At 71.1% G+C, this 24,872-nt stretch carries 23 protein-coding genes; 3 read left to right on the top strand and 20 right to left on the bottom strand.

Annotated elements, in window-relative coordinates; genetic code table 11:
* A partial coding sequence (ggt, locus tag SSOG_RS10635; protein ID WP_009714222.1) for a gamma-glutamyltransferase occupies positions 1–1,811 on the bottom strand: 1,811 nt, incomplete at its 3' end.
* 137 nt (positions 1,812–1,948) lie between these two features.
* Between ggt and SSOG_RS10640 the strand changes: the two genes are divergently transcribed.
* Complete coding sequence (locus SSOG_RS10640) at positions 1,949–2,701, top strand: hypothetical protein (protein ID WP_009714223.1); 753 nt, start codon at positions 1,949–1,951, stop codon at positions 2,699–2,701.
* Between the two features lie 172 nt (positions 2,702–2,873).
* On the top strand, positions 2,874–4,472 hold the full coding sequence (locus SSOG_RS10645; protein ID WP_039937145.1) for an alpha/beta fold hydrolase: 1,599 nt from the start codon (positions 2,874–2,876) through the stop codon (positions 4,470–4,472).
* A gap of 9 nt (positions 4,473–4,481) precedes the next feature.
* Here the strand turns inward: SSOG_RS10645 and SSOG_RS10650 are convergent, their stop codons facing one another.
* The 5 genes from SSOG_RS10650 to SSOG_RS10670 all read right to left on the bottom strand — a co-directional run bounded on the left by SSOG_RS10650 (position 4,482) and on the right by SSOG_RS10670 (position 8,190).
* Positions 4,482–5,342 carry an amino acid ABC transporter permease gene (locus SSOG_RS10650; protein ID WP_009714225.1) on the bottom strand — a complete coding sequence of 287 codons (861 nt, stop codon included), beginning with the start codon at positions 5,340–5,342 and terminating at the stop codon, positions 4,482–4,484.
* Positions 5,339–5,983 (bottom strand): amino acid ABC transporter permease, encoded by a 645-nt coding sequence (locus SSOG_RS10655; protein ID WP_009714226.1) that lies wholly within the window; start codon positions 5,981–5,983, stop codon positions 5,339–5,341. The genes SSOG_RS10650 and SSOG_RS10655 overlap by 4 nt, the downstream gene beginning before the upstream one ends.
* Positions 5,984–5,994: 11 nt before the next feature.
* Positions 5,995–6,912, bottom strand: coding sequence for a glutamate ABC transporter substrate-binding protein (locus SSOG_RS10660; RefSeq protein ID WP_009714227.1), 918 nt, complete (start codon positions 6,910–6,912; stop codon positions 5,995–5,997).
* Between the two features lie 8 nt (positions 6,913–6,920).
* Positions 6,921–7,667, bottom strand: coding sequence for an amino acid ABC transporter ATP-binding protein (locus tag SSOG_RS10665; RefSeq protein WP_009714228.1), 747 nt, complete (start codon positions 7,665–7,667; stop codon positions 6,921–6,923).
* A gap of 82 nt (positions 7,668–7,749) precedes the next feature.
* Positions 7,750–8,190 carry a DUF6278 family protein gene (locus tag SSOG_RS10670; protein WP_009714229.1) on the bottom strand — a complete coding sequence of 147 codons (441 nt, stop codon included), beginning with the start codon at positions 8,188–8,190 and terminating at the stop codon, positions 7,750–7,752.
* Positions 8,191–8,344: 154 nt separating this feature from the next.
* Between SSOG_RS10670 and SSOG_RS10675 the strand changes: the two genes are divergently transcribed.
* Entirely contained in the window at positions 8,345–10,162 is a 1,818-nt protein-coding gene (locus SSOG_RS10675; RefSeq protein ID WP_039937148.1) for an SGNH/GDSL hydrolase family protein, read from the top strand.
* A gap of 188 nt (positions 10,163–10,350) precedes the next feature.
* Here SSOG_RS10675 and SSOG_RS10680 read toward each other — a convergent pair whose 3' ends face one another.
* The 14 genes from SSOG_RS10680 to SSOG_RS10745 form a co-directional block, all read right to left on the bottom strand.
* Positions 10,351–11,130, bottom strand: coding sequence for an exodeoxyribonuclease III (locus tag SSOG_RS10680; RefSeq protein WP_009714231.1), 780 nt, complete (start codon positions 11,128–11,130; stop codon positions 10,351–10,353).
* A 33-nt stretch (positions 11,131–11,163) separates the two neighbouring features.
* Positions 11,164–11,808, bottom strand: coding sequence for an MBL fold metallo-hydrolase (locus SSOG_RS10685; RefSeq protein WP_009714232.1), 645 nt, complete (start codon positions 11,806–11,808; stop codon positions 11,164–11,166).
* 51 nt (positions 11,809–11,859) lie between these two features.
* Entirely contained in the window at positions 11,860–13,197 is a 1,338-nt protein-coding gene (gene pcaDC, locus SSOG_RS10690; RefSeq protein WP_009714233.1) for a bifunctional 3-oxoadipate enol-lactonase/4-carboxymuconolactone decarboxylase PcaDC, read from the bottom strand.
* 33 nt (positions 13,198–13,230) lie between these two features.
* Positions 13,231–13,716 (bottom strand): hypothetical protein, encoded by a 486-nt coding sequence (locus tag SSOG_RS10695; protein ID WP_106516617.1) that lies wholly within the window; start codon positions 13,714–13,716, stop codon positions 13,231–13,233.
* Between the two features lie 164 nt (positions 13,717–13,880).
* Positions 13,881–15,035 (bottom strand): ROK family glucokinase, encoded by a 1,155-nt coding sequence (locus SSOG_RS10700; protein WP_009714235.1) that lies wholly within the window; start codon positions 15,033–15,035, stop codon positions 13,881–13,883.
* A 204-nt stretch (positions 15,036–15,239) separates the two neighbouring features.
* Positions 15,240–16,040 (bottom strand): ATP-binding cassette domain-containing protein, encoded by an 801-nt coding sequence (locus SSOG_RS10705; protein ID WP_009714236.1) that lies wholly within the window; start codon positions 16,038–16,040, stop codon positions 15,240–15,242.
* A complete protein-coding gene (locus SSOG_RS10710) occupies positions 16,037–17,107 on the bottom strand; it encodes an ABC transporter permease (protein WP_009714237.1) in 1,071 nt (356 codons plus the stop codon). The genes SSOG_RS10705 and SSOG_RS10710 overlap by 4 nt, the downstream gene beginning before the upstream one ends.
* Complete coding sequence (locus SSOG_RS10715) at positions 17,104–18,087, bottom strand: sugar ABC transporter substrate-binding protein (protein ID WP_483754814.1); 984 nt, start codon at positions 18,085–18,087, stop codon at positions 17,104–17,106. The genes SSOG_RS10710 and SSOG_RS10715 overlap by 4 nt, the downstream gene beginning before the upstream one ends.
* A 159-nt stretch (positions 18,088–18,246) precedes the next feature.
* A complete protein-coding gene (locus tag SSOG_RS10720; RefSeq protein ID WP_009714239.1) occupies positions 18,247–18,966 on the bottom strand; it encodes a GntR family transcriptional regulator in 720 nt (239 codons plus the stop codon).
* A 116-nt stretch (positions 18,967–19,082) separates the two neighbouring features.
* Positions 19,083–20,078 carry an ABC transporter ATP-binding protein gene (locus SSOG_RS10725; protein ID WP_009714240.1) on the bottom strand — a complete coding sequence of 332 codons (996 nt, stop codon included), beginning with the start codon at positions 20,076–20,078 and terminating at the stop codon, positions 19,083–19,085.
* Entirely contained in the window at positions 20,075–21,097 is a 1,023-nt protein-coding gene (locus SSOG_RS10730) for an ABC transporter ATP-binding protein (protein ID WP_009714241.1), read from the bottom strand. The genes SSOG_RS10725 and SSOG_RS10730 overlap by 4 nt, the downstream gene beginning before the upstream one ends.
* Positions 21,094–21,981: an ABC transporter permease gene (locus SSOG_RS10735; RefSeq protein ID WP_009714242.1), complete on the bottom strand. Its 888-nt coding sequence runs from the start codon at positions 21,979–21,981 to the stop codon at positions 21,094–21,096. Before SSOG_RS10735 ends, SSOG_RS10730 begins: the two co-directional genes overlap by 4 nt.
* Positions 21,978–22,961: an ABC transporter permease gene (locus SSOG_RS10740; RefSeq protein ID WP_009714243.1), complete on the bottom strand. Its 984-nt coding sequence runs from the start codon at positions 22,959–22,961 to the stop codon at positions 21,978–21,980. The genes SSOG_RS10735 and SSOG_RS10740 overlap by 4 nt, the downstream gene beginning before the upstream one ends.
* Positions 22,962–22,982: 21 nt before the next feature.
* Complete coding sequence (locus SSOG_RS10745; protein WP_245606272.1) at positions 22,983–24,659, bottom strand: ABC transporter substrate-binding protein; 1,677 nt, start codon at positions 24,657–24,659, stop codon at positions 22,983–22,985.
* Positions 24,660–24,872: the final 213 nt, after the last annotated feature.

Below are 24,872 nucleotides of genomic sequence, written 5' to 3' on the forward strand. Positions count from 1 at the left end.
TCGGCCGCGGCCAGCCACCGGCCGTCGGCGAGCCGCTGGACGCCGGTCGCGGCCCCGATCTCCGGGTTCTGCTTGAAGGCGTGGCCCAGCGCCTCCAGCCGGGCCCGCTCCGGGCTGTTCCACAGCCCGGGCTCCAGCTCCGTCTGGGCGGCGTTGCGCTGGCTGGCGCGCGGCGCGGCGATCGCGTCGACCAGCGGCATGCCCCGGTCGAGGTGGTTCAGCAGGGTCTGGAGCACGGTGGTGATGATCGTGGCGCCGCCCGGCGAGCCGAGCGCCAGCACCGGCTTGTGGCCGTCGAGCACGATGGTCGGCGACATGGACGAGCGCGGCCGCTTGCCCGGACCCGGCAGGTTCGGGTCGTGGACGGCGGGGTCGGCGGGCGCGAAGGAGAAGTCGGTCAGTTCGTTGTTGAGCAGGAAGCCCCGGCCGGGGACGGTGATGCCGCTGCCGCCGGTCTGCTCGATGGTGAGGGTGTACGCGACGACGTTGCCCCACTTGTCGGCGGTCGTCAGGTGCGTGGTGCTCTGGCCCTCGTAGGTGGTGGGGGCGGCGTGTCCGCGGGTGTCACAGGCGCCGGGGGCGCCCGGGTTCGTGGGGTCGCCGGGGGCGAGCGGGCTCTTCAGCACCTTGTCGGGCTTGATGAGGCAGGCCCGGGAGTCGGCGTACCGCTGGGAGGTGAGTGCCTTGGTCGGTACGTTCTCGGCGGCCGGGTCGCCGACCCAGCGGCCGCGGTCGGCGAACGCTATCCGGCTGGCCTCGATGTAGCGGTGCAGATAGTCGCGCTCGCTGAGCTTGGTGAGGTCGGTGCGCTCCAGGATGTTGAGCGCCTCGGCGACGCTGGTGCCGCCGGAGGACGAGGGCGCCATGCCGTACACGTCCAGCCCGCGGTAGGAGGTGCGGGTCGGGGCCTGCCGTTTCGTCTCGTACGCCCGCAGGTCCTCGGCGCGCAGATCGCCGGGGTGCACGGTGCGCTGCGCCTTGGGGTCGACGGGGGGCTTGCGCACCGTGGAGACGATGTCGCGGCCCAGCTCGCCCTTGTAGATCGCGCCGACGCCCTTCTTTGCGAGCAGGGCGTAGGTGCGGGCGAGATCCGGGTTGCGGAGGGTCGAGCCGACGGCCGGGAGCTTTCCGCCGGGCAGGAACAGCTCGGCGGAGGCCGGGAAGTCCTTGAAGCGGTCCTCGTTGTCGGCGGTCTGCTCGCGGAAGGTCTTGTCGACGGTGAAGCCGTCGCGGGCCAGCCGTTCGGCGGGCTTCAGCACCTGGCCGAGCGACCGGGTGCCCCAGCTGCGGAGCGCGTCGCTCCAGGTGGCCGCGGTGCCGGGGGTGCCGACGCTGAGCCCGCTGGTGACGGCGTCGTCGAACGGCAGCGGCTTGCCCTGCCCGTCCAGGAAGAGGTCCTTGTCCGCGCTCTGCGGGGCGGTCTCGCGGCCGTCGAGGGTGGAGACGCTGTGCCGCTTGGCGTTGTAGTAGACGAAGTATCCGCCGCCGCCGACGCCCGCTGAGTACGGCTCGGTGACCCCGAGCGCGGCCGCCGTCGCCACCGCCGCGTCCACCGCGTTGCCACCGCGCCGCAGCACGTCGATCCCGGCCGCCGAGGCGTCCGGGTCCACGCTGGAGACCGCGCCGCCGTAGCCGGTGGCGACCGGCGTCTTGGCGGGGGTGCCGTCGCCCTTCGTGGCAGGCTGCGCACCGGCCGGGGCGACGCCGAGCACGGCGACCATCCCGGCCGCGGCGGCGAGCGCGGGCAGCGCGCGCCGGGCGGCTCGCGCCGTGGTTCTGGTTGCTGTGGCTGGTCGTGCGGCGTGCCCCATCCGGACCTCCAAGCGGACGACAGAGAGAGCGGAGCCTACCGGCGACGCTCATGCTCACGACAGGGGGCGAGTGTCCCTTGAGTGCCCCTATGAGATTCACTCGAACACCACTCGGATGGCAGCTACGATGCGCGGCCATGACTGACACCGTGCAGGACCTGATCGCTTCCGGAGCGGCCCTGATCGTGGGACTGGCGCTCGGCTGGGCCGCGCATTCGGCGGCCGGACGCCGGGGGCGCACCCGCGAGCAGCGCTTCTTCGGCCTGCCGGACGGCTCGGAATGCGTCCTGGTCACCCACCGGGACAGCACCTCGTCGCACTGGTCCATCCCGCGCCATGACGCCCTCGCGCTGCTCGGCCTCGCCTCCGTCGTGGAGAACTGCGGGGCGCACGCCGAGGTGGCCCCGCACGACACGGGGCTCCAGGGCTTCGGCGCGCGCACCGAATTCTGCGTCGGCGACCCGACCGCGCACCGCCGGCTGTCCGCGCATATGACGAACCTGCTGCCCGGCGTGACCGTGTCCCAGGGCGACGAGTCCGGGGCCGACCGCGGCACCTTCACCATCGGCGGCACGGAGTACCGCCCGGAGCCCGGCGCGCTCGAACACGTACTGGTGGCGCGGCTGACGGCCGGTGACGGCGGCCGTCCCGTCTTCCTGGCCGCCGGGCAGCGCCCGGTCACCCACCGCGCCGCCGTACGCCACCTGGTGCGCAACCGCGCCAAGCTGGCCCGCAAGTACGGGGCGCAGGGCTCGTTCTGCCTGCTGCTGAAGGTGGTCAACTCGCAGGCGTACGGCCCGGATGTGGTCGAACTGGTCGCGGACGTCACCAAGGCGGCGACCACGTCGGGCGGCCGGGCGTCCACGAAGACGCTCCTCAAGGAGGGCTGAGCCGGGGGAATATCGCATCGCGGACGGCCCATGGGATCACTACGGCCACATCGTTACCCAGGCGTAACTTACCGCCCTATTACCAGCGGTAAGGCGCGGAGTTACCGTCAGGTCACTTAGCCCCGCACCGGTGCTCCCCGCCCCCCACGGCATCCCCACGTCTGGAGCCACAGTGACCCCTGCCCGCCGAGCGCTGCGTACCACCACCGCCGCCGCCCTTTCGGCGACCGTCCTGGCCGGTGCGACCTCCGTCCTCGCCCCCGCCGCCACGGCCGCCCCCGCCGCGCCGCCCACGTCCACGGCCGCCGCGGCGGCCGACACCTCCGTACGGTTCGTCGAGATCCCCGGCGACGGCGGCACCACCCTCGCCGCCAACGTCGTCGCCCCGGCGGACACCTCGCGCCGCCACCCCCTCGTCGTGCTGCCCACCAGCTGGTCCATGCCGCAGATCGAATACCTCGCGCAGGCCAAGAAGCTCGCCGACTCCGGCTATGTCGTGGTCAGTTACAACACCCGCGGCTTCTGGCAGTCCGGCGGCCGGATCGAGACGGCCGGGCCACCCGACGTCGCCGACGCCTCCAAGGTCATCGACTGGGCGCTGGCCAACACCGCCGCCGACCCCGACCACATCGGCATGGCGGGCGTGTCGTACGGCGCCGGGATCAGCCTGCTCGCCGCCGGTTTCGACGCGCGCATCAAGGCGGTCGTCTCGATGAGCGGCTGGTCGGATCTCATCGGGTCCATCTACAGCGGCCGCACCCAGCACGCCCAGGCCGCCGGGCTGCTCGGCGGCGCGGGCGCGCTCACCGGCCGCCCGAGCGACGAACTCAACCAGATCCTCAAGGACTTCCTCGGCTCCAACCTGGCCAAGGAACAGGACATGATCGAGTGGGGCCGCAAACGCTCGGCGGCCACCTACCTCGACAAGATCAACGCCAATGGCGCGGCCATCATGCTGGGCAACGCCTGGGGCGACTCCATCTTCCCGCCCAACAGCTACGCCGACTTCTACGAGAAGCTGACCGGCCCCAAGCGGCTGGAGTTCCGGCCCGGCGACCACGCGACCGCCGAGTTCGGCGGGCTCTTCGGGCTGCCGAACGACACCTGGGAGCACAGCAGGCGCTGGCTCGACCGGTACCTCAAGGGCGACCGCAACGGCATCGACCGCGAGCAGCCGGTGCAGCTCATGTCCCGGACCGGCGGCGGCTACGAGGGCTACGGCAGCTGGTCCGCCGTACCCTCGGAGCGGCGCCGGATCGCGCTCGACAAGGCCGAGACGGTCACCGCGAACCACGACTCGGGCGCCAACGCCGGGACCGTCATGCTGACCGGCGCGCTCGACCAGTTCCTCAAGCTCCCGCCGCTCGCCTCGATCCCGCTGCTGCCGCGCTCGTACGCCGCGGTCTGGCAGACCGGGGCGTACGCGACCGAGCAGCGCATCCGCGGCACGGTGTCCCTGCACACCACCGTCACCAGCGACAAGGCCGACGGCACGGCGGTCGCCTACCTCTACGACGTGGGCCCGCTCGGCGTCGGCAAGCTCGTCAGCAACGCGCCCGTCACCTTCCACGACCGCACGCCCGGCAAGCCCTTCCCGGTCGACCTGGACCTGTTCTCGACGGCGTACGACGTCCCGGCCGGGCACCGGCTCGCGCTGGTCGTCGACACCGTGGACCCGCTCTACATCGAGCACAACCCGGACGGCGCCCACCTCACGTTCTCCTCGCCGGCCGCCGACCCCTCGTATCTGTCGGTCCCGGTCCGCGACTAGCCGAGCCCCCTAGGGAGTGTCGCCCGGCAACGGGGCGCCCGGGCCGGGCGGCGCCACCCGCACCTTCTCCGTCTTCACGCTGCGCCGCTGTCGCTTCGCCACCCAGTTCGCGCACCACGACAGCAGCATGCACATCCCGATGTAGACGGGCGAGATGACCATTACGACGGGGATGAAGGGCAGGTCGTAGTCCAGGTTGGACGCGATGAGCTTGCCCGCGTGCAGAAACTCCTCGTAGGTGATGAGGAAGCCGAGCGAGGTGTCCTTCAGCGCCACCACCAGCTGGCTGATGATCGCGGGCAGCATCGCCCGTACCCCCTGGGGCACCAGGACGTACGTCATGACCTGCGTCTTGCGCAGCCCCAGCGAGTACGCCGCCTCCCGCTGCCCGCGGTCCACCGCCGCCACGCCCGCGCGGAACACCTCGGCGAGCACCGAGCCGTTGTACAGGGTCAGCCCGGTGACCAGGGCGGGCAGCGGCTGCACCTTCAGCGCCACGAAGACGAAGAAGATCATCACCAGCACGGGCATCGCCCGGAAGAACTCCACGACCAGCGTGGCCAGCCAGCGCACCGGACGGTGGTCGGACAGCCGCCCGGCGGCCAGCACCGCGCCCAGCGCCAGCGAGAGGACGGCGGCGAGCGCGAACGCCTTGAGCGTATTGGCCAGCCCGCGCAGCAGCAGCTCCTGGATGCCCACGTACTCGAAGGGCATCCACTTCCGGTAGGCGAACTGACCCGTGTCGACAAGGAGATAGATCACCCAGCCGATGAGGGCCAGCAGCACCAGCGTGGCGATCACCCCGTAGAGGCGGTGACGGCGGACGGTGCGCGGCCCGGGGACGTCGTAGAGAACGGCGGTGGTGGTCAACGCGGCACTCCCCAGCGCTTCTCCAGCACGGTGAAGATCGCGCTGATGGTCAGGGTCACGAGCAGATAGCCGACGGCGATCCAGACGAAGGACCAGATGATGCTGTAGCCCATCTCGTTGAGCGGTTTGTAGGTGCCGAGCAGTTCGGTGACGCTGAACGACCCGGCGATGGCCGAGTTCTTGGCGAGCGCGATCAGCGTCGAGCCGACCGGCGGGATCACCGCGCGGAACGCCTGCGGCAGCACCACCGCCCCCAGCGTCTGTTCGAAGGTCATGCCCAGACTGCGGGCGGCCTCGCCCTGCCCGACCGGCACCGTGTTGATGCCCGAGCGCACCGCCTCGCAGATGAACGCCGAGGTGTAGCAGCCGAGGGCGAGCACCGCGAAGGCCGTGAACGGCAGGATCAGCCCGAAGCGCGGCAGCCCCAGCATCACCGCGAAGAACAGCAGCGTCAGCGGGGTGTTGCGGAGCACCGTCACCCAGGCGGTGCCGAAGGCGCGCAGGCTCGCGACCGGCGCGACCCGGAAGGCAGCCATCAGGACGCCGAGCGCGAGGGCGAGCAGCGAGGCGTAGACGGTCAGCTGGACGGTGCCGAGCAGACCGCGGCCGTAGAGCGAGAAGTTCTGGGTGAGCACGTCCATGGTTCGGGCTCTCAGTGGTAGCGGTCGACGGCGGGCGGTTTCGGGGCGGGCACACCGGACAGGCCGAGGGTCGCGTTGTACGCCCGTCTCCAGTCGCCGTTGCGCTCATGGGCCTCGATGGCGTCGTCCAGCGCGAAGCGCAGCGCGTTGTCCCGCTTGGGCACGCCGATGCCGTACGGCTCCTTGGAGAAGGGCTTGCCGACGAGCTTCAGCTCCTCGGGGGCTTTGGCCGCGTAGCCGAGCAGGATGACGTTGTCCGTGGTGACCGCGTCGACCTGGTAGCTGAGCAGGTTGTCGACGCACACCGAGTAGTTGTCGTACGCGACCGCGTGCGCCTTGGGGTAGTCGTGCTGGATGCGCTGGAGCGGGGTGGAACCGGCCGCCGAGCAGACCGTCTTGCCCGCCAGGTCGGCGGGGCCGTGGATGTCGTCCGTATCGGTGCGCACCAGCAGCGACTGCCCGGCCATGTAGTACGGACCGGCGAAGCCGACCAGCCGCTTGCGCAGCGGATTGATGGTGTACGTGCCGACGTAGTAGTCGATCTGGCCGTTCTGGAGGGCGGTTTCCCGGTTGGCGGAGGCGATGCTCCGGAAGCGGATGGTCCGGGGCGGGAAGCCGAGGGAGGCCGACATCATCTTCGCGATCTCGATGTCGAAGCCGGAGTAGCGGCCGGTGGCCGGGTCCTTCTCGCCCAGATAGGGCTGGTCCTCCTTGACCCCCACGGTGAGGTAGCCGAGCCGCTTCGCCTTCCGCCAGGTGGGCGAGGAGGGCAGCCGGAAGTCGGTGGCCACCCGGTAGCGCGGCAGTTCCTCGGGCGCGGGGCCCTTGGCGGGCGGGCTGCCCTCCTTGCCGCAGCCGGAGCCGGTGAAGGCCAGGAGCAGCGCGAGGATCACGGTCAGGGTGCGCCTCATGTGCGTCATGTGCGTCATCGCCCGGCTCAGTGCTTGAGGATCTTCGACAGGAAGTCCCGGGCCCGGGCGGACTCCGGCGCCTTGAAGAACTCCTCCGGGCTGCGGTCCTCCACGATGCGGTCGTCGTCCATGAAGATCACGCGGTTCGCGGCGTAACGGGCGAAGCCCATCTCATGGGTGACGACGGCCATCGTCATCCCGTCCCTGGCGAGCTGCCGCATGACCTCCAGCACCTCGTTGATCATCTCCGGGTCGAGCGCCGAGGTCGGCTCGTCGAAGAGCATCACCTTCGGGTCCATGGCCAGCGCCCGGGCGATCGCCACGCGCTGCTGCTGACCGCCGGAGAGCTGCGCGGGGTACTTGTCCGCCTGGTCCGCGAGCCCCACCCGGTCCAGCAACTCCCGGGCCCGCCGCTGGGCCTCGGCCTTGCCGCGCTTGCGGACCTTCACCTGCGCGAGCATCAGGTTGTCCAGCACGGTGCGATGGGCGAACAGATTGAACGACTGGAAGACCATCCCCACTTCGGCCCGCAGCCGCGCCAGGTCCCGGCCCTCCTCCGGCAGCGGCCGCCCGTCCACCACGATGGAGCCGGACTGGATGGTCTCCAGCCGGTTGATCGTCCGGCACAGCGTCGACTTCCCGGACCCGGAGGGCCCGATGACCACCACCACTTCGCCGCGGCCGACGGTGAGGTCGATGTCCTGGAGGACGTGGAGCGCGCCGAAGTACTTGTTGACGTTGCGCAGCTCGATCAGCGGTTCACCCACGGCCATACCGCGCAAACTATCCACATGAAAGCGGCACTTCGGTCAGGACACGCACCGAGGGGTGGATACCGCCCGATAGTGGGCGGCCTCAGACTTCCGAGACCTCCGCGTACAGCTGGGACAGCTCGGGGGCGCCGTCCGCGGCCCACTGGTGGCCCGCCTCGACCACGTCGACCTCCCGGCCGGAGCCGAGCCGGACCACGGGACGGCCGTTGGGCCACACCTGCCAGACCGCGCCCGGCACGGTGCGGATGATGACCGTGCCCAGATACAGCCCGGCGTCGTTACCGAGCCAGGGCAGCTCCTCCGGGTCGTCGCGCCAGCGCGGCACCAGTTGGTCCAGCGCCTCCAGCGATCCGGCCGAGTCGTCGAGTCCGATGCCCGCCTGCGCGGCCCAGGCGCGCAGCAGTTCGCATTCGGAGAGGAGTTGTGCCACGCCTTGGGGGTCCGCCTCCTGGGCGCTCATCAGCGCCGTACCGGAGGCCGCACCGTGCCGCTTGCGCCAGTTGTCCAGGAAGGGGATGTTCATACAGCTCAGCGTCGCACCAAGCGCACGGGCGCACCACAGGGCGCGCGGTGGGCTCCGTGACCCGTTGCTTGTCTTGACGACACCCCTCCGTCTTTCTACGTTCGCCATGCACCTGTCGAATCGCCGGTCGGGTCGGTTACGAGAGGGGACACATATGCGCGTCGTCAGACCATGGTCAGCGGCCGGGATCGTCGCGGGAGGTGCCGTCCTCGTACTCCTCGCACCGGCCGCACCCTCGGTGGCCCAGGCCCCCACCACCACCAAGCCGCTCCCTTTGGAGCGGCTTTTCGACAACCGGGCGGTCGGTGACGACACCGCGCCGGGCACGGCGGACTTCGACGGGGCGGGCAACTCCCTCTCCGCACAGGACCTGCGGGCCGCGGGCTGGACCCCCGGGCGCACCATCGCCCTCGACGCGGCGCGGCTCACCTGGCCGCGGAGCGCGGGATCCGCCCGGCCCGACAACGTGATCGCCGACGGGCAGTCGGTGCGGCTGCGGGGGCGCGGCGACGCGCTCACCTTCCTGGTCGCCAGCAGTACCCCCGGCGGCCCCGGCGCCGGGGCGGGCGGCACCGGCCGGGTCCGCTACGAGGACGGGTCGACGGGTACGTACACCCTGAGCGCCCCCGACTGGCGCGCGGGCCCCGCCGCCACCAAGGCGGTCGGCCTCCCGCACGTCAACACCGCCGACGGGCAGCGGCCGGAGGCGGCCCGGCTGTACGCGGTGACGGTGCCCCTGCGCGGCGACCGGCAGGTCGCATCGGTGACCCTGCCGAGGGACCCGGGCTCGGGGGCCGATCTGCACGTCTTCGCCGTCTCGCTGCGGCAGCCCGCGCGGGGCTGGACCGGCAGCTGGGCCGCCAGCACCGCCGGATACACCAAGGTCGGGCCGTGGACCGACCAGACGCTACGGCTCGTCGTGCACACCAGCGCGGGCGGCCCTGGCGCCCGGGTCCGGCTGGAGAACACCTTCGCCGCCGCCCCCGTCGACATCGGCCACGCCACGGTCGCCCTCCAGGCCACCGGCGCGGCGGCGAGCGGCACCCCGGTGCCGCTGACCTTCCGGGGCCGGGCCGGTACGTCGATCCCGGCGGGCGCCCAGGTCTTCAGCGATCCCGTGAACTTCCCCGTACCGGCCGACGCGAACCTTTTGGTCAGCATTCACCTTCCCGGGCCGGTCGCGGCGGTGCCGGTGCATACGCAGGCCACGCAGCGGTCCTTTCTGAGCGCGCCGGGGAGTGGTGACCGTACGGGTGAGGCGGGCGCCGACGCGTACACCGGCACCCTCACCACCTGGCCCTTCCTCACCGGCGTCGATGTCCGGGGCGGCCCGGGGTCGGTGGTGGCCCTCGGCGACTCCATCACCGACGGCACCAAGTCCACGATGGACGCCAACCGGCGCTGGCCCGACGTCCTCGCGCGGCGGCTGCGCGCGCCGTCGTCCGGCGTGCCCGCGTACGGCGTCGTCAACAGCGGCATCTCCGCCAACCGCGTCGTCACGGACGTCTACCCCGGCGACGGCGTCAGCACGGTCACCAGCGGGGTGAGCGCGGCCAGCCGCCTGGAGCGGGACGTCCTCGCCCAGACCTCCGCCCGTACGGTCGTCGTCTTCCAGGGCATCAACGACCTGCGCTGGGGCACGTCTGCCGAATCCGTCATCGCGGGGTTGAAGGGGCTCGCCGCGCGGGCGCACGCGCGGGGGCTGCGGGTGGTGGGCGGGACGATCACGCCCTGCGAGGGCGAGGCGCTGTGCACCGCCGACGCGGATGCGCGGCGTTCCGTGGTGAACGCCTTCATCCGCGACAACGGCGGGGTGTTCGACGCGGTCCTGGACTTCGACGCGGTCGTACGCGACCCCGCGCACCCGTCGCGGATCCTCCCGGCGTACGACAGCGGCGACCATCTGCACCCGGGGGACGCGGGCTTGAAGGCGATGGCCGATGCGATCCCGCTGCGCTCGCTACTGGGCTGAGCTGCCCCCACCCCGCCCCTCCCCGAAACCGGGGGCAAGCCCCCGGACCCCCGGGCGGGGGCTCCGCCCCCACACCCCCGCTCCTCAATCGCCGGAGGGGCTGAATTTGCGACCCGGTTGTGGGCAATCGTTCCGCGGAGGGGCACCTCCCAGCGGTAGCTGGGGGAGCCGCCAGCCAGGCGGCGGCGTTATGCCTGGACGTCCACCACCACCGGGGCGTGGTCCGACGCGCCCTTGCCCTTGCGCTCCTCGCGGTCCACGTACGCGTCGCCGACCGCGTCGGCGAACGCCCCGTTCCCGTAGACCAAATCGATCCGCATGCCGCGGTTCTTCGGGAAGCACAGCTCCCGGTAGTCCCAGTACGTGAAGGGGTGGTCGTACTTCAGGGGGCGGGGGACGACGTCCGACAGGCCCGCGCCCCGCAGGGCGGCCAGGGCCTCGCGCTCCTTGTCGGTGACATGCGTGAGGCCGTCGAAGCGGGTGCGGTCCCAGACGTCGTCATCGGTGGGGGCCACGTTGAAGTCGCCGAGGACGGCGAAGGGCCGGGGGCCCTTCGCGTCCTCGCCCACGGCCTCCCGCAGGGTGTCCAGCCAGCGCAGCTTGTAGTCGTAGTGGGGGTGGCCGATCTCGCGCCCATTGGGCACGTAGACCGACCAGACGCGCACCGGACCGCACGTGGCGGCTATGGCGCGGGGCTCCTGGTCGCCCTCGTAGTCGGGGCCGCCGGGGAGGCCGGAGACCACCTCGTCGAGGCCGACCCGGGAGAGGACCGCCACCCCGTTCCACCGGCCGGTGGCGTTGACCGCCGCCTCGTAGCCCAGCTCGCGCAGGGGCTCGAAGGGGAAGGCGGCCTCGGCGCACTTGGTCTCCTGGACGCACAGCACATCCGTGCCGCTGCTCTCCAGCCAGGCGAGCAGCCGGGGCAGCCGGGCAGTGATCGAATTGACGTTCCAGGTCGCGATGCGCATGGGGGACAACCTACATCCCGGGTCTGACAAGGCTCAGAGCGTGAGGCCCTCGCCCGGGGTCAGACGGATGTGCTCCGCACCACCCGTACCCGGCCCGTCGGGGCCGAGCATCCGCCCGTACACCGTCGGCCCCAGGTCGGACAGCAGCGCGTCGTGGATGTCGATCGCACGCCGCGGCGCGACCTCGCGCACATAGTCGAGGATCTCGGAGAACTTGTTCCAGGGCGCGTGCAGCGGCAGCAGCAGCGTCTCCACGGGGCGGTCCGGGACGGTGAGCGCGTCGCCCGGGTGGAAGACCGCGCCGTCCACGACGTAGCCGACGTTGGTGATCCGGGGGATGTCGGGGTGGATGACGGCGTGCAGCTGGCCGTGCACCTCGACCTCGAACCCGGCCGCGGTGAAGGTGTCGCCCTCGCCGACCGTGTGGACCCGTCCGGGGAACGCCGCGGAGATCTGTCCGGCGACGCTGGCGAGGGTCCAGATCTGGGCGGCGGGGTTGGCGTCGAGCGCCGCCCGCAGCCGCTCCTCGTTGAAGTGGTCGAAGTGCTCGTGGGTGACCAGGATCGCGTCCGCGCCGACCGCCGCGTCCTCTTCGCTGACCCCTCCGGGGTCGATGACGAGCAGCTGCCCGTCCTTTTCCAGCCGGACGCAGGCGTGGCCCTTCTTGGTGAGGTTCATGGAGATCATTGTCCTCCCCACCACCCGCGTTACGCGCCCGGGACCACGCGCCTACTCCTCGGGGCTGGTCTCCTCGCGGATGACCCGCTGGGCGACGGCGAAGGCGGAGTTCGCGGCGGGCACCCCGCAGTAGATCCCGGTGTGCAGCAGCACTTCCTTGATCTCGGTCGGCGTCAGCCCGTTGCGCAGCGCGGCCCGGGTGTGGAAGGCGAGTTCGTCGAGGTGGCCGCGGGCGACCATGGCGGTGAGGGTGATCACGCTGCGGGTGCGGCGGTCGATGCCGGGCCGGGTCCACACCTCGCCCCACACATAGCGGGTGATGAAGTCCTGGAAATCGCCGGTGAACTCGTCGACCTGTGACTCCGCGCGGTCCACATGGGCGTCGCCCAGCACCTCGCGCCGGACCTTCATGCCCTGGTCGTAGCGGTCGGCGCGGCCGTCCGGCACGGGCTCGGGCGGCTGGGTGTAGCCGATCTCGACGGGCGGGCCGGTGGGCGCGGAGGCGGGGGCGGTACGCGGCGGGGCCGGGGCGGTGACCGGCTGCGGCACCGGCGTCAGCACGGGCTTGACGTGCGGGGCGTTGACCGCGGTCATCCCGGTCGGGTGGTCCGAGGACTGCCACGAGCTGGAGAAGTGGCGTACCAGCAGGTCGGTGACGGCGGCGGGCTGCTCGACGGGCGCCAGATGCGAGGTGCCGGGCACGAGCGCGAGCCGGGCGTCGGGTATGCCGGCGACCAGGACGCGGGCGTCGGCGGCCGGGGTGACCTGGTCCTCGGCCCCGGCGAGCACGAGCGTGGGGATGCCGATCCGGCCCAGCTCGGGGCGGATGTCGAAGGCGGCCAGCGCCTCGCACGCGGCGATGTAGCAGCCGGGGTCGGTGGTGCGGACCATCTGGACGGCCCAGTCGACGATGGCGGGCTGGGCGGCGGCGAAGGTGGGGGTGAACCAGCGCTCGGGGGTGGCGCGGGCGATCGGGTCGAGGCCATTGGTGCGGACCACGACGCCGCGCTGCCGGAAGGAGTCGGCGGTGCCGAAGCGCGGGGAGGCGGAGACGAGCGCGAGTGAGCCCACTCTCAGGGGATGTCGTAGCGCCAGTTCGGCGCCGATGGCCCCGCCGATCGAGCAACCCGCGTAGCCGAAGCGGTCGATGCCCAGCATGTCGAGGGTGGCCAGCAGCCGGGCGGCGAGTTCCGCGACGGACGGGGCGGGGTGGGCGGGCGAGCCGCCGTGGCCCGGCAGGTCGAAGCGGAGGACGCGCCAGTGGCGGGACAGCTCGGGTATCTGGCGGTCCCACATATGCCAGGTGGTGCCCAGCGACGGGCCGAGGACGAGTACGGGCCCGTCCTCGGGGCCGTCGGTCCGGTACTGAAGTGTCTTGGTCTCGCTCACCCGGAAACGGTATCCCGAACGTCGCGAAGGTCCCTACGGCCTGATGGTGGAGACCACGTAGACCTTCGGATGGGCCGGGTTGTCGTTCCTGACCGTAATCCTCAGCTTGGGCTGCGGTTCCTTCTGCTTGATGACCATGCCCGACCAGTCGTGACCGGCGGCTCCGACCTGCCAGCCGACCTTCTTCGCCTGCTCGTCCGTGATCGTCACCGCGCCCTTCTTCAGCGCGGAGGGACCGGTGCCGAGCTTGGCCAGAAAGCGGTCCAGTCCGTCGCGGGAGGTGACGAACTGCACGTACAGCGAGCTGACCTTCCAGGAGTTGGTCTCGAACGAGGCGACCTTGAGCGAGTTCTGCGGAACCGGAATGTCGTAGATGCGCCGCTGCACCCGGGACGGATAGCCCGCGGACAGGCCCTTGGCCTTGGCCGACTGGACCTTCTCCGAGCCGCCGTCGCGGCTCTGCATGGCGGAGATCGCCAGATAGCCCGCCGGGATCGTGATCAGGAGAAAGACGATCACGGCCTTGAGCCAGCGGCGCGGCGGACGGCCACCGTCGCCGCCGGACCCACCGGACCCACCGGACGAACCGGGCGCACCCGGCGCACCGGACCCGCCGGGCCGGTCGGACGTAGGGCTTCCGTTGGTACCGGACACGGACGCTCCGGGGTGCTGCTCTGCGGTGGTCACTCGCGGCCTCCTGCCTGGCCCCGCGGCGCCAGCCGCAGCGGGGAGGATCCGGCGCGTTCGTACCGCTCGACCCGGCGGCGGGTTGCGCGGCGGAAGCGGCGGGCGACGAGCCGGGCGAGGTCGGCGGCGCCGACCATTCCCGCCTCGGGCCCCAGCTGGGCCTTGACGATACGGGCCTCCGGCCGGTAGCCGCGCCCGGTCAGGGTGCGCCGGAAGGCTTCCCGGGCCGGAACGATCAGCAGATCGTCGGCGGCGCTGACGCCACCGCCGATCACGAAGCAGGAGGGGTCGAGGGCGGCGGCGAGGTTGGCGATGCCGACCCCGAGCCACTGCCCGATGTCCTGGAGGAGCTCGATGCACATGGCATCGCCGTCCCGGGCCAGCTCGGTGATCAGCGGCCCGGTGATCTCCTGGATGTTGCCGCCGACCCGGTCGGTGATCCCGTACGCCACCGGCGACTCGGCGGCCGCCAGCTCACGGGCCTCCCGGACCAGCGCGTTGCCCGAGCTGTACTGCTCCCAGCAGCCCCGGTTGCCGCACGGGCAGCGGTGCCCGGCGGGCACGACCTGCATATGGCCGAACTCCCCCGCGACCCCGTACTTGCCGCGCTTGACCTGGCCGTCCTCCAGGATCGCGCCGCCGATGCCGGTGCCGAGCGTGATCATGACGAGATGGTCCTCGCCGCGCCCGGCGCCGAACCGCCACTCGGCCCACGCCGCCGCGTTCGCGTCGTTGTCGACCATGACGGGGACGGCGAGGCGCTCGGCGAGCCGGTCGCGCAGCGGTTCGTTGCGCCAGGACAGATGCGGCGCGAACAGGATCCGGTTGCGGTCCGCGTCCACCCAGCCCGCCGCCCCGATGCCGACCGCGTGCACATCGTGCCGGTCGGACAGGTCCAGGACGAGTTCGGTGATCGTGTCCTCGACGACCTTCGGGCTCTTGGACTTGTCGGGCGTCTCGGTGCGCACCTTCTCCAGGATGTTGCCGTCGGCGTCGACGACCCCGGCCATCACCTTCGTGCCGCCGATGTCGATGCCGACCGTGGGGACCCGGGGCGCGCTCAGATGCGAGCGGCGCTCGCGCGTGCCGACGGTCCGCAGCACGGTGGCCCGGGCCGAGCCCCGGTGCACTCTTTCGCGGTAGATGCTCATCGGCCGGCCCCTTCACCGGTGCGGGGGATGCGGTCGCTGCGGGTGCGTGCTCGCAAGAGTTCGTCGTCCCTGCGGGTGTCTCGGGAGGCCGGGGCCTCGGCGTGCGGTGGTCATGACGCGGGTGGGGCCCGCCGTGCGATTGTGCCTCAACCGCCCCTCACGGTGCATGGTGAGCCGCCGGGCACCCGACCGGTCCCGGCCGACTCAGCGCGCCAGCTCGTGGGTGAGTTGTTCCAGCTCGCTGCCGCCCGCCATCTGGCGGGTCAGGTCGTCCAGGGCGATCTCGTCCTTGGCGTGGCTGCCCGCCATCGTGCCCCGCTTGAGCAGGACGAAGCGGTCGCCGACCAGGTAGGCGTGGTGCGGGTTGTGCGTGATGAGGACCACTCCCAGCCCGGCGTCGCGCGCGGCGGCGACGTACTTCAGCACCACCCCGGACTGTTTGACGCCCAGCGCCGCCGTCGGCTCGTCCAGGACGAGGACCTTGGCGCCGAAGTGGACGGCGCGGGCGATCGCCACGCACTGGCGCTGACCGCCGGAGAGGGTGCCGATGGGCTGGTCGACGTCGCGCAGGTCGATGCCCATGCGCAGCAGCTCGCGGTGGGTGGTCTCGCGCATGGCGGACACGTCGAGGCGGGCGAAGGGGCCGCGGCCCTTGCGGATCTCGGAGCCGAGGAAGAAGTTCCGCCACACCGGCATCAGCGGGACGACGGCGAGGTCCTGGTAGACCGTGGCGATGCCGCGGTCCAGGGCCTCGCGCGGCGAGCCGAGCCGGGTCTCCTCGCCCTCGACGGCGAAGGCGCCCTCGTCGTGCTGGTGCAGCCCCGCGACGATCTTGATGAGGGTGGACTTGCCCGCGCCGTTGTCGCCGAGCACGCAGGTGATCTGCCCGGCGTGGACGTCGAGCGTGACGCCCCCCAGGGCCTTGACGTTGCCGTAGCGCTTGCCGATGTCGCGCAGCGCGATCAGCGGCGTCCCGGATGTGGTCGTGGTCCCGGATGTGGTCATGCGCTTTCCTCCGCCCGCTTGCGGACCCACCAGTTGAGCAGCGTGGCGAGCAGCAGCATCGCCCCGAGGAAGAACTTGAACCAGTCCGCGCCCCACTGCGCGTACACGATGCCCTTGTTGGTCATGCCGAAGATGAACGCGCCGACGGCCGCGCCGACCGCCGAGCCGTAGCCGCCGGTCAGCAGGCAGCCTCCGATGACGGCCGCGATGATGTACAGCAGTTCGTTGCCGACGCCCTCACCGGACTGGACGGTGTCGTACTTGAACAGCAGATGCTGCCCGGAGATCCACGCCGCCAGGGCGACCCCCATGTACAGCCCGATCTTGGTGCCGTTGACGGGCACGCCGACCGCGCGGGCCGCCTCCTTGGCGCCGCCCACCGCGAAGATCCAGTTCCCGGCGCGGGTGCGCAGCAGGATCCAGGTGGCGAGCGCGATCAGGGCGAACCACCACACCACGGTGATCTGGAGTTCCACGTCCCCGATGGTCAGGTGGGAGGCGAAGACCTGCCGGGCGGAGGGGAAGCCCTCCATGTCGGCGATGGTCTTGGTGGAGACGGTCTCGCTGATCAGCTTGGTGAAGCCGAGGTTGCAGCCCTGGAGGATCAGGAAGGTGCCGAGCGTGATGATGAAGCTCGGCAGGTTGGTGCGCACCAGCAGATAGCCGTTGAAGAAGCCGATGGCGAGGGTGACCAGCAGGGACACCCCGGCGCCGACCCAGACGTTCGCCGTCATCTGGTACGAGAACATCGACGAGATCAGCGCGGACGAGGTGACCAGGACGCCGGTCGACAGGTCGAACTCGCCGCCGATCATCAGCAGCGCGACCGGCACCGCCATGATCCCGATGGTGGACGAGGCGTACAGCACGGTGCTGAAGCTCGACCACTGGAGGAAGGCGTCGGCGGCGATCGAGAAGAAGACGAAGACGGCGGCGGCGCCGACGACCGCGCCCAGCTCCGGGCGGCCCGCCAGGCGGCGCAGCAGCGGGGTCCGCGCCACCGGGCGCGCGTCGGCCTTGTCCGTTTCCGTTGCGTCTGTCGCGTCTGACGTGTCCGCCGCGCTCATCGGGTGCCCCGCTTCGTGAACGCCGCCAGCTTCTTGGCGTCGTCCTTGGTGACGATCTGCGGGCCGGTGAGGACCGGCTTGCCGCCGCCGAGGACGTCCGCGTTGTAGCGCTGGAGCCAGAGCAGGTCCACCGCCTCGTACCCCTGGAGGTACGGCTGCTGGTCGACGGCGAAGCCCAGCGTGCCGTCCTGGAGCCCGGCCGCGACCTTCGCGTTGAGGTCGAAGGTGTCGATCTCCGCCTTGCTGCCCGCCTGCTCGGCGGCCTGGGCGGCGGTGTCGGCGAACGGCGCGCCCAGTGTGAGGACGCTGTCGATGTCCTGGTCGGACTGGAGCTTGGCCTCGATGGAGGACTGCACGTCGGGCATGTTGGTGCCCTCGACGTAGATCTTCTCCAGCTTGCCGTCGAAGGTGTCGGCCGCGCCGTCGCAGCGCTGCTCGTGGCCCACGTTGCCCTGCTCGTGCAGAACGCACAGGGCCTTCTTGCGGCCGCGCTTGTTCAGCTCGTCGCCGACGGCCTCGCCCGCGATGGTCTCGTCCTGGCCGACGTGGGTGAGCGCGCCGAACTTCTTGGACTCCGCGGATCCGGAGTTGACCGTGATCACCGGTATCCCGGCCTTCTCGGCGCGCCGCACGACGGACTTCATGGCGTCGGGCTTGGCGAGGGTGACGATCAGGCCGTCGACCTTCTGGTCGATGTACGACTGGACCAGCTGGGCCTGTTCCTTGCCCTCCTCGTTGTGGGCGTAGAGGAACTTGACGTTGTCCTTGACGGCGGCCTGCTTGGCGCCGTTCTGGACGATGTCCCAAAAGGTGTCGCCGTCGCCGGAGTGGGTGACCATGGCGAAGGTCATCCGCGGGGTGTTGACCGCCGCGTGCCCCGAGGCCGCCTGCGCGGCCCGCTTCTCGGCCCGCAGCCCGCCGGTGCTGCTGCACCCCGCCAGGGCCGTACCCAGCAGTGTCGCCAGCACGGCGGCGGTCAGCGCGCGTGCCCCTGTCCCAACTCTGGCCACGAAGAAGCCTCGTCCCTCTTGTCCCGTTTCATGTCGGCGGCCGGGAACGACATGATCGGCCCCGGCCGCCGCCAAGTATCCGTTACGGGGCGCGGCCGGGGTGGTGGGGGGCCAGGGACGTCTGGTGAGTCAGGGACGTACGAGCAGCTGGAACTCGAACGCGTAGCGCGAGGCGCGATAGGTGTGCGAGCCGAACTCGACGGCCCGGCCCGTATCGTCGAAGGTCGTCCGCTCCATGGTCAGCAGCGGCGCGCCCTCGGGCTCGCCGAGCTGCTTCCCCTCGTCGGCGGTGGCCGCGCGGGCGCCGACCGCCTGGCGGGCGCTGTGCAGGGTGATCCCCGCGGCGCGCATCAGTCGGTAGAGGCCGGTGTCCTCCAGTTCCGCGCTGTCCAGCTTGAGCAGTCCGGCCGGGAGCCGGTTGGACAGATGCGCCATGGGCTCGCCGTGCGCCAGCCGCAGCCGCTCGATCACCACCACCTCGGTGCCCTCCGCGATGCCGAGCGCGGCGGCGACCTCGGCGGTGGCGGGCTCGGTGGTGTTGAGCAGGACCCGGGTGGCGGGGCGCTGGCCCGCGGCCTCCAGGTCGTCGTAGAGGCTGCTCAGCTCCAGGGGCCGCTTGACCTGGCTGTGCACCACCTGGGTGCCGACGCCGCGGCGCCGCACCAGGAGGCCCTTGTCGACCAGGGACTGGATGGCCTGGCGGACCGTGGGGCGGGACAGCCCGAGCCGCCCGGCCAGCTCGATCTCGTTGCCGAGCAGGCTCCCGGGTGCCAGCCGTCCTTTTTCGATCGCCGACTCGAGCTGTTGGGACAGCTGGAAGTAGAGCGGGACCGGGCTGCTGCGGTCCACACTGAACTGGAGCGCATCCGCCCCGCCGGATGAGTCTTCTTCCTGCTTTGCCACGGGGCGAGCGTAGCCGGATGAACTGATGACGGGAAGTCGTGAAGTTCGGTTGTCCGGACAAACTACGCAGAGAAACCGACAACGCTGTCGTTCGTGTCCGTCCGTAACCAGCACAGCGAGCGATGGCCCGGGCCCACCTCCGTCTCGGGCGGCCGCCGCGTACAGACGTCCATGGCGTACGGGCAGCGCGGCCGGAACCGGCAGCCGTCCCCCACCACCGCCTCCCGCCGCTCCGCGTCCCGCCCCGCCCGTGCCGCCAGCCGCTCCGCGCGCGCCGCCCGCGCCCGCTCACGCCCCGCGGCCGAGCTGGGCGCGGCGGCGGCCAGCGTCTGGGTGTACGGGTGGCGGGGCGCGAGGATCACCTCGTCGCTGGGGCCGCGCTCCACGATCTCGCCCCGGTACATGACCATCACCTCGGAGGCGAAGTGCCGGGCGGTGGCCAGATCGTGGGTGACGTACAGCAGGGCGAGCCCGCGCTCGTCCTTGAGCCGGTCCAGCAGCCCCAGGATCTCCAGCCGGATCGACACGTCCAGCATCGACACCGGCTCGTCGGCGAGCAGCACCTCGGGCCCCGGCGCCAGCGCGCGGGCGATCGCGACACGCTGCCGCTGCCCGCCCGACAGCTCATGGGGACGCTTGTGCGCCATGTCGTCGGCGGGCGTGAGGTTGACCGACCGCAGCAGCTCCCGCGCCTTCTCCTCGGCATCCGCCCCGCGCCGCGCCCGGCCGCCCACCAGCAGCGGACGGATGAGGTGATGGCCCACGGTGTGCGCGGGGTTGAGCGAGGCGAACGGGTCCTGGAACACCATCTGTACGGCCCGCCGGTACTCCTTCCCCCGCGTCCGCCGCGCCCCGCCCAGCCGCACCTCCCCGGCGGTGGGCGCCACCAGCCGCGAGAGGGCGCGTACGACGGTCGACTTGCCGCTCCCGGACTCCCCCACGAGCGCGAGCGTCCGCCCCGCGTGCAGCGAGAAGGACACCCGGTCCACGGCCCGGAACGGCACCCGGCCACGCTGTGCGAAGTCGACGGTGAGGTCCTGCACGTCCAGTGCGGTCACGGCTGCCGCCCTTCCGGTAGGAGGCCCGCCACCGCGTGCAGATGGCAGGCGGCGGAGGTGCCAGGGGCGAGGCCGGGGGCGAGGGGGACGAGGGTCGGTGTCTCCGTACCGCAGGGCTCGAAGGCGTGGTCGCAGCGGGCGGCGAAGGGGCAGCCGGGCAGGGCGTCGCGGAGGTCCGGCGGGGAGCCGGGGATGCCGCGCAGCGCGCGGCGTTCGCCCGCGAGGTCGGGGAAGGAGCGCAGCAGGCCCTGGGTGTACGGGTGGGCGGGGTCGGCGGCGATCCGCTCCGCGGGGCCGTACTCGACGATCGAGCCCGCGTACATCACGGCCAGCCGGTCGCTGATCTCCAGCAGCAGCGACAGGTCATGGGTGATGAAGACGACGCTGAAGCCGAGGTCGTCGCGGAGCCGCTGCACCTCGTCCAGGATCTCGCGCTGGACGACGACGTCGAGCGCGGTCGTCGGCTCGTCCATGATGACGATCTCGGGTTCCAGCGCGAGCGCCATCGCGATGACGACGCGCTGCCGCATGCCGCCGGACAGCTCATGCGGATACGCCCGCACCCGAGCCGGGTCGATACCGACCATGTCGAGGAGGGCGCGGGCGCGTTCGTACCGCTCGGGGCGGCGCATGCGGGGGCGGTGGGCGCGGAAGATGTCGTCGAACTGGCGGCCGACGGTGGTCACCGGGTTGAGCGCGTTCATGGCGGACTGGAAGACGACGGACAGCCGGGACCAGCGGAAGGCCCGCAGTGCGTCCCCCTCCAGCGCGAGCAGATCCGTTTCGGCGCCCGTACGGTCGCGGTACAGCACCCGCCCCCCGATGAGCCGCGCCGGGGGTCCCAGCATCCGGGCGACGGCGTACGCGAGCGTCGACTTGCCGCAGCCGGACTCGCCCGCGATGCCGAGGAGTTCACCGCGCCGCAGCTCGAAGCCGACGTCGCGGACGGCGTGGGTGGGGCGCTCGCCCTCGTACGTCACGCTGATGTGCTCGGCGCGCAGCACCACGTCATCGGTCATGCGCTCACCTTCCGTACGCGCAGCCGCGGGTCCAGGACCTCGTCCAGGCCGAAGCTGATCAACGACAGGGCCGTGCCGAGTGCGGCGATGCACAGGCCGGGCGGGATGAACCACCACCAGGCGCCGCTGGTGAGCGCCTCCGCGTTCTGGGCGAAGTAGAGCATCGTGCCCCAGGTGAGGTGGGACGGATCGGCGAGGCCCAGGAACGCCAGACCGGCCTGGGTGAGGATCGCGAAGATCACCGCGAAGATGAACTGGGAGACGATGATGGCGAGTTCGTTGGGCAGGATCTCCACCAGCACGATCCGCCACCGCTTCTCCCCGTACACCCGCGCCGCCAGCACATAGTCGCGGCTGCGCAGCGACAGCGTCTGGGCGCGCAGCACCCGGGCGGAGGCGGCCCAGCTGGTGAGGGCGATGACGAGGATGGTGGACCAGGCGCCGCCGCCCTTGACGTACGCCGAGACGACGATGACCAGCGGCAGCCCGGGGATCACCAGGAACACGTTGCTGATCAGGGACAGCGCCTCGTCCGCGAGCCCGCCGAGGAAGCCGCCGCCGATCCCGACGACGACGGAGACGACGGTCGCGATGAGGGCGGAGGCGGCGCCGATCAGGAGCGTGCCGCGGGCGGAGACCACGAGCTGGGCGAGGACGTCCTGCCCGGTCTGGGTGGTGCCGAGCCAGTGCGCCCCGGAGGGGGCCTGGCCCAGATCGGTGGTGAAGGCGTTCGGATCCCCGACCAGCCAGGGGCCCAACGCCGCGGTGAGGACGAAGACGGCGAGCAGGGCGAGCCCGGCGGCGAAGCGCCGGGAGCGCAGTGCGGGCCGCAGCCAGCCGCGGCCGGTCGCGCGGGGCGTCGTGGGAACGGTGGGGGCGGTCATCGGGCCTGCCGGGTGCGGGGGTCGACGAAGCCGTACACCAGGTCCACCAGGAAGTTGGCGGCGAGCACGCCGAAGGTGATGACGAGGAACACGGCCTGCATGAGCGGGTAGTCGGTGTTCTGAACGGCTTGGAGCAGGGTGAAGCCCATGCCGGGGTACGAGAAGACGATCTCCATCACGAGCGAGCCGCTGACGATGAAGCCGAGCGAGATGGCGAATCCGGCGACCGAGGGCAGCACGGCGTTGCGGGCCGCGTAGCCGACCATGATCGTGCGCGGCGGCAGCCCCTTGGCCTCGGCGGCGACCACGTAGTCCTCGGCCAGGGTGGAGACCATCATGTTGCGCATGCCGAGCATCCAGCCGCCGACCGAGCTGAGCACGATGGTCGCGGCGGGCAGCACGGCGTGTTCGGCGGCGGAGCCGAGGAAGGCGCCGCTGAGGCCGATGTCCAGCGTCTCGTCGTAGCCGCCGCCGAGCGGCAGCACGCCCCACACCTGGCTGAAGAGGTAGAGGAGCAGCAGCGCGAGCCAGAAGTAGGGGATCGCGGCGAGGAAGGTGGTGGACGGCACGAGGGAGTCGAACCAGCTCCCGCGTCGCCAGCCGGCCAGCATGCCGAGCGTGAGGCCGAGGGCGACGCTGAGGAGGGTCGCGGCGCCGACCAGGACGAGGGTCCAGGGGACGGCGTCGCCGACGACATCGGTGACCGGGCTCGGGAAGTACGTGACGGAGAGCCCGAAGTCGAGGCGGGCGAGCGCGTGCAGATAGTCGCCGTACTGGACGAGGAGGTTGCCGTGGCCGAGCCCGAGCATGGCGGCCAGGGCCTCTTCCTGGCCGGGTTCGACGGGCCCGGACTGGGCCTGGCGAGCGAGCATCATCTCCACCGGGTCGCCGGGGATGAGGCGCGGGAGGAAGAAGTTGACCGTGATCGCCATCCACGCGGCGATGGCGTAGAAGCCGAGCTTGCGCAGGAGGTAGCGCACGCCGTCCGCCCCCGCCCGCCGCTACTTGCCCTTGCCCGCGGCCGGTTTGATGCGGGCGGCGACCCAGCCGCCGTCGGGGTCGAGCCAGATGGAGGGCGCGGCGTACAGATTGTCCTCGGTGGGATAGCCGGTGACCCGGTTGCCGTTGAATTCCTGCTCGTTCTGCGCGGAGAAGAGCGGAATCAGCGGCATGTCCTTGATGAATTCCTGCTGGATCTTGTAGTACCAGGGCTTCTGCTTCGCCAAGTCGGTGGTTTCGCCGATCTTGTCGAGCGCCTTGTCGATCGCGGCATTGGCGTAGCGGCCGAAATTACCGACGTTGGTCGTCTCACCGATCTTCGGCGGGATCGTACTGTCCAGCATCTGCGCGTAGTAGGCGCGCGGATCGGGCGTGTATCCGGCGTTGTCCAGTAGCATCTGGAACTGGCCGCGGGCCCGGTTGTTGGACCACTGGCTGTACGACTCGGCCTTGACGACCAGGTCGATACCGGCCTTCTTCAGCTGCTCCTTGGCCATCTGGGCGACGCTGACGTAGTCGGTCCAGCCGGAGACGAGTTCGACCGATACGGACAGCTTCTTCCCGTCCTTCCGCCACATGCCGTCCGACCCCTTGGCGTACCCGGAATCGGTGAGATGGCCGTCGACCTTGTCCTGTCCGGTCTCCATCGTCGCGTCCTTCAGTGACGGGTCCAGGACGGACTGGTAGTTGGGCAGCAGCAGCGCCATGGGGTTGGCCGCGGGCGCCTGGCCGTCGTACACGCTCTTGTTCATGAAGTCGCGGTCGAGGGCGGCGCTGATCGCCTTGCGGACGTTCACGTCGGCGGTGGGGCCGCGCTGGGCGTTGGGCACGAAGGACGTGGTGGCCAGCGGAATGTTGACCAGGTCGAACTTCTTGTTCTTGGCGAGGTAGTTCTTCTTGATGTCGGGAATGAATCCGCCCGCCCAGTCGATCTGCCCGGAGGTGACCGCGGCGTTGGCGGCGTTGTTCCCGGTGAAGGCGCGGTACCGCATGAGCTTGAAGTGCGGAAGACCCTTGATGTAGTAGTCCTTGCGGGCGACGAGATCGAGCGTCGTGCCCTTCACGGACTTCACCTTCCACGGCCCGGTGCCCACCGGATTCGGGTTGAGCGTGGTCGCCTTCTCCTTGGCGGAGAGCTTGGACCAGATGTGCTGGGGCAGCATCTTTATCTTGCCGAGGAGGAAGTACTCCTTGGTGTACGCGGACTTGGTGAAGGTGACGACCACGGTGTGCTTGCCCTCGGCGGTCGCGGAGGCCACCGGGAGGGCGTACATGTTCAGCGCCTTGTTGTCCTTCGTCATCCGGAAGGTGTAGGCGACGTCCTCGGCGGTGAAGGGCTTTCCGTCGTTCCAGGTGACATTCGTCCGCAACTGGATGCGGATGGATTTCCCGCCGTCCGCCCAGGTGTACTTGGTGGCCAGCCAGGGATCGACCTCGCCGGTTCTCGCCGCGTTGAAGTGGAACAGCGGCTCGTAGATCATTCCATTGGTCGCCTGGAGCGGCTGCGGCGCGTACGGATTGAAATTGCGGACGAAGTTGCCGCCGGCCCCGGCGGACACCGTCAGCACCCCGCCGGCGCCCCCTCCCCCGCTGCCGCCACCGCCGCAGGCGGCCAGCGTGCCGGAGAGTGCGAGTGCGGCCGCCGCGGCGATCGCGCGGCGCGGACGGCCCGTGCTCATCAACATCATGGTGTCCCCCTCGGTATGCCCGCACTCGGTATGCCAGCACAGCCCCGGCGCCGTGAAATTAGGGGGCCCTGTCAGAGGGTGTCAATAGAGCCGACAGCGCCTTGTGACTGAACCGGCTTAGTAGCGACTTGTCGAATCCGTCGAATACCCAGGTCCGGCCGTGTAGGGCCGTATTTGGTCGATCTGGAGCGCGGAACCGACCTC

The organism is Streptomyces himastatinicus ATCC 53653 (genome assembly GCF_000158915.1).
In the GTDB taxonomy this organism is placed as follows: domain Bacteria; phylum Actinomycetota; class Actinomycetes; order Streptomycetales; family Streptomycetaceae; genus Streptomyces; species Streptomyces himastatinicus.

Coding starts and splice junctions, on each gene's coding strand:
- SSOG_RS10640 (WP_009714223.1), top strand. CDS start 1,949: ATGACTGACACCGTGCAGGACCTGATCGCTTCCGGAGCGGCCCTGATC.
- SSOG_RS10655 (WP_009714226.1), bottom strand. CDS start 5,983: ATGGACGTGCTCACCCAGAACTTCTCGCTCTACGGCCGCGGTCTGCTC.
- SSOG_RS10660 (WP_009714227.1), bottom strand. CDS start 6,912: ATGACGCACATGACGCACATGAGGCGCACCCTGACCGTGATCCTCGCG.
- SSOG_RS10665 (WP_009714228.1), bottom strand. CDS start 7,667: ATGGCCGTGGGTGAACCGCTGATCGAGCTGCGCAACGTCAACAAGTAC.
- SSOG_RS10670 (WP_009714229.1), bottom strand. CDS start 8,190: ATGAACATCCCCTTCCTGGACAACTGGCGCAAGCGGCACGGTGCGGCC.
- SSOG_RS10675 (WP_039937148.1), top strand. CDS start 8,345: ATGCGCGTCGTCAGACCATGGTCAGCGGCCGGGATCGTCGCGGGAGGT.
- SSOG_RS10680 (WP_009714231.1), bottom strand. CDS start 11,130: ATGCGCATCGCGACCTGGAACGTCAATTCGATCACTGCCCGGCTGCCC.
- SSOG_RS10685 (WP_009714232.1), bottom strand. CDS start 11,808: ATGAACCTCACCAAGAAGGGCCACGCCTGCGTCCGGCTGGAAAAGGAC.
- SSOG_RS10700 (WP_009714235.1), bottom strand. CDS start 15,035: ATGAGCATCTACCGCGAAAGAGTGCACCGGGGCTCGGCCCGGGCCACC.
- SSOG_RS10705 (WP_009714236.1), bottom strand. CDS start 16,040: ATGACCACATCCGGGACCACGACCACATCCGGGACGCCGCTGATCGCG.
- SSOG_RS10710 (WP_009714237.1), bottom strand. CDS start 17,107: ATGAGCGCGGCGGACACGTCAGACGCGACAGACGCAACGGAAACGGAC.
- SSOG_RS10730 (WP_009714241.1), bottom strand. CDS start 21,097: ATGACCGATGACGTGGTGCTGCGCGCCGAGCACATCAGCGTGACGTAC.
- SSOG_RS10735 (WP_009714242.1), bottom strand. CDS start 21,981: ATGACCGCCCCCACCGTTCCCACGACGCCCCGCGCGACCGGCCGCGGC.
- SSOG_RS10745 (WP_245606272.1), bottom strand. CDS start 24,659: ATGAGCACGGGCCGTCCGCGCCGCGCGATCGCCGCGGCGGCCGCACTC.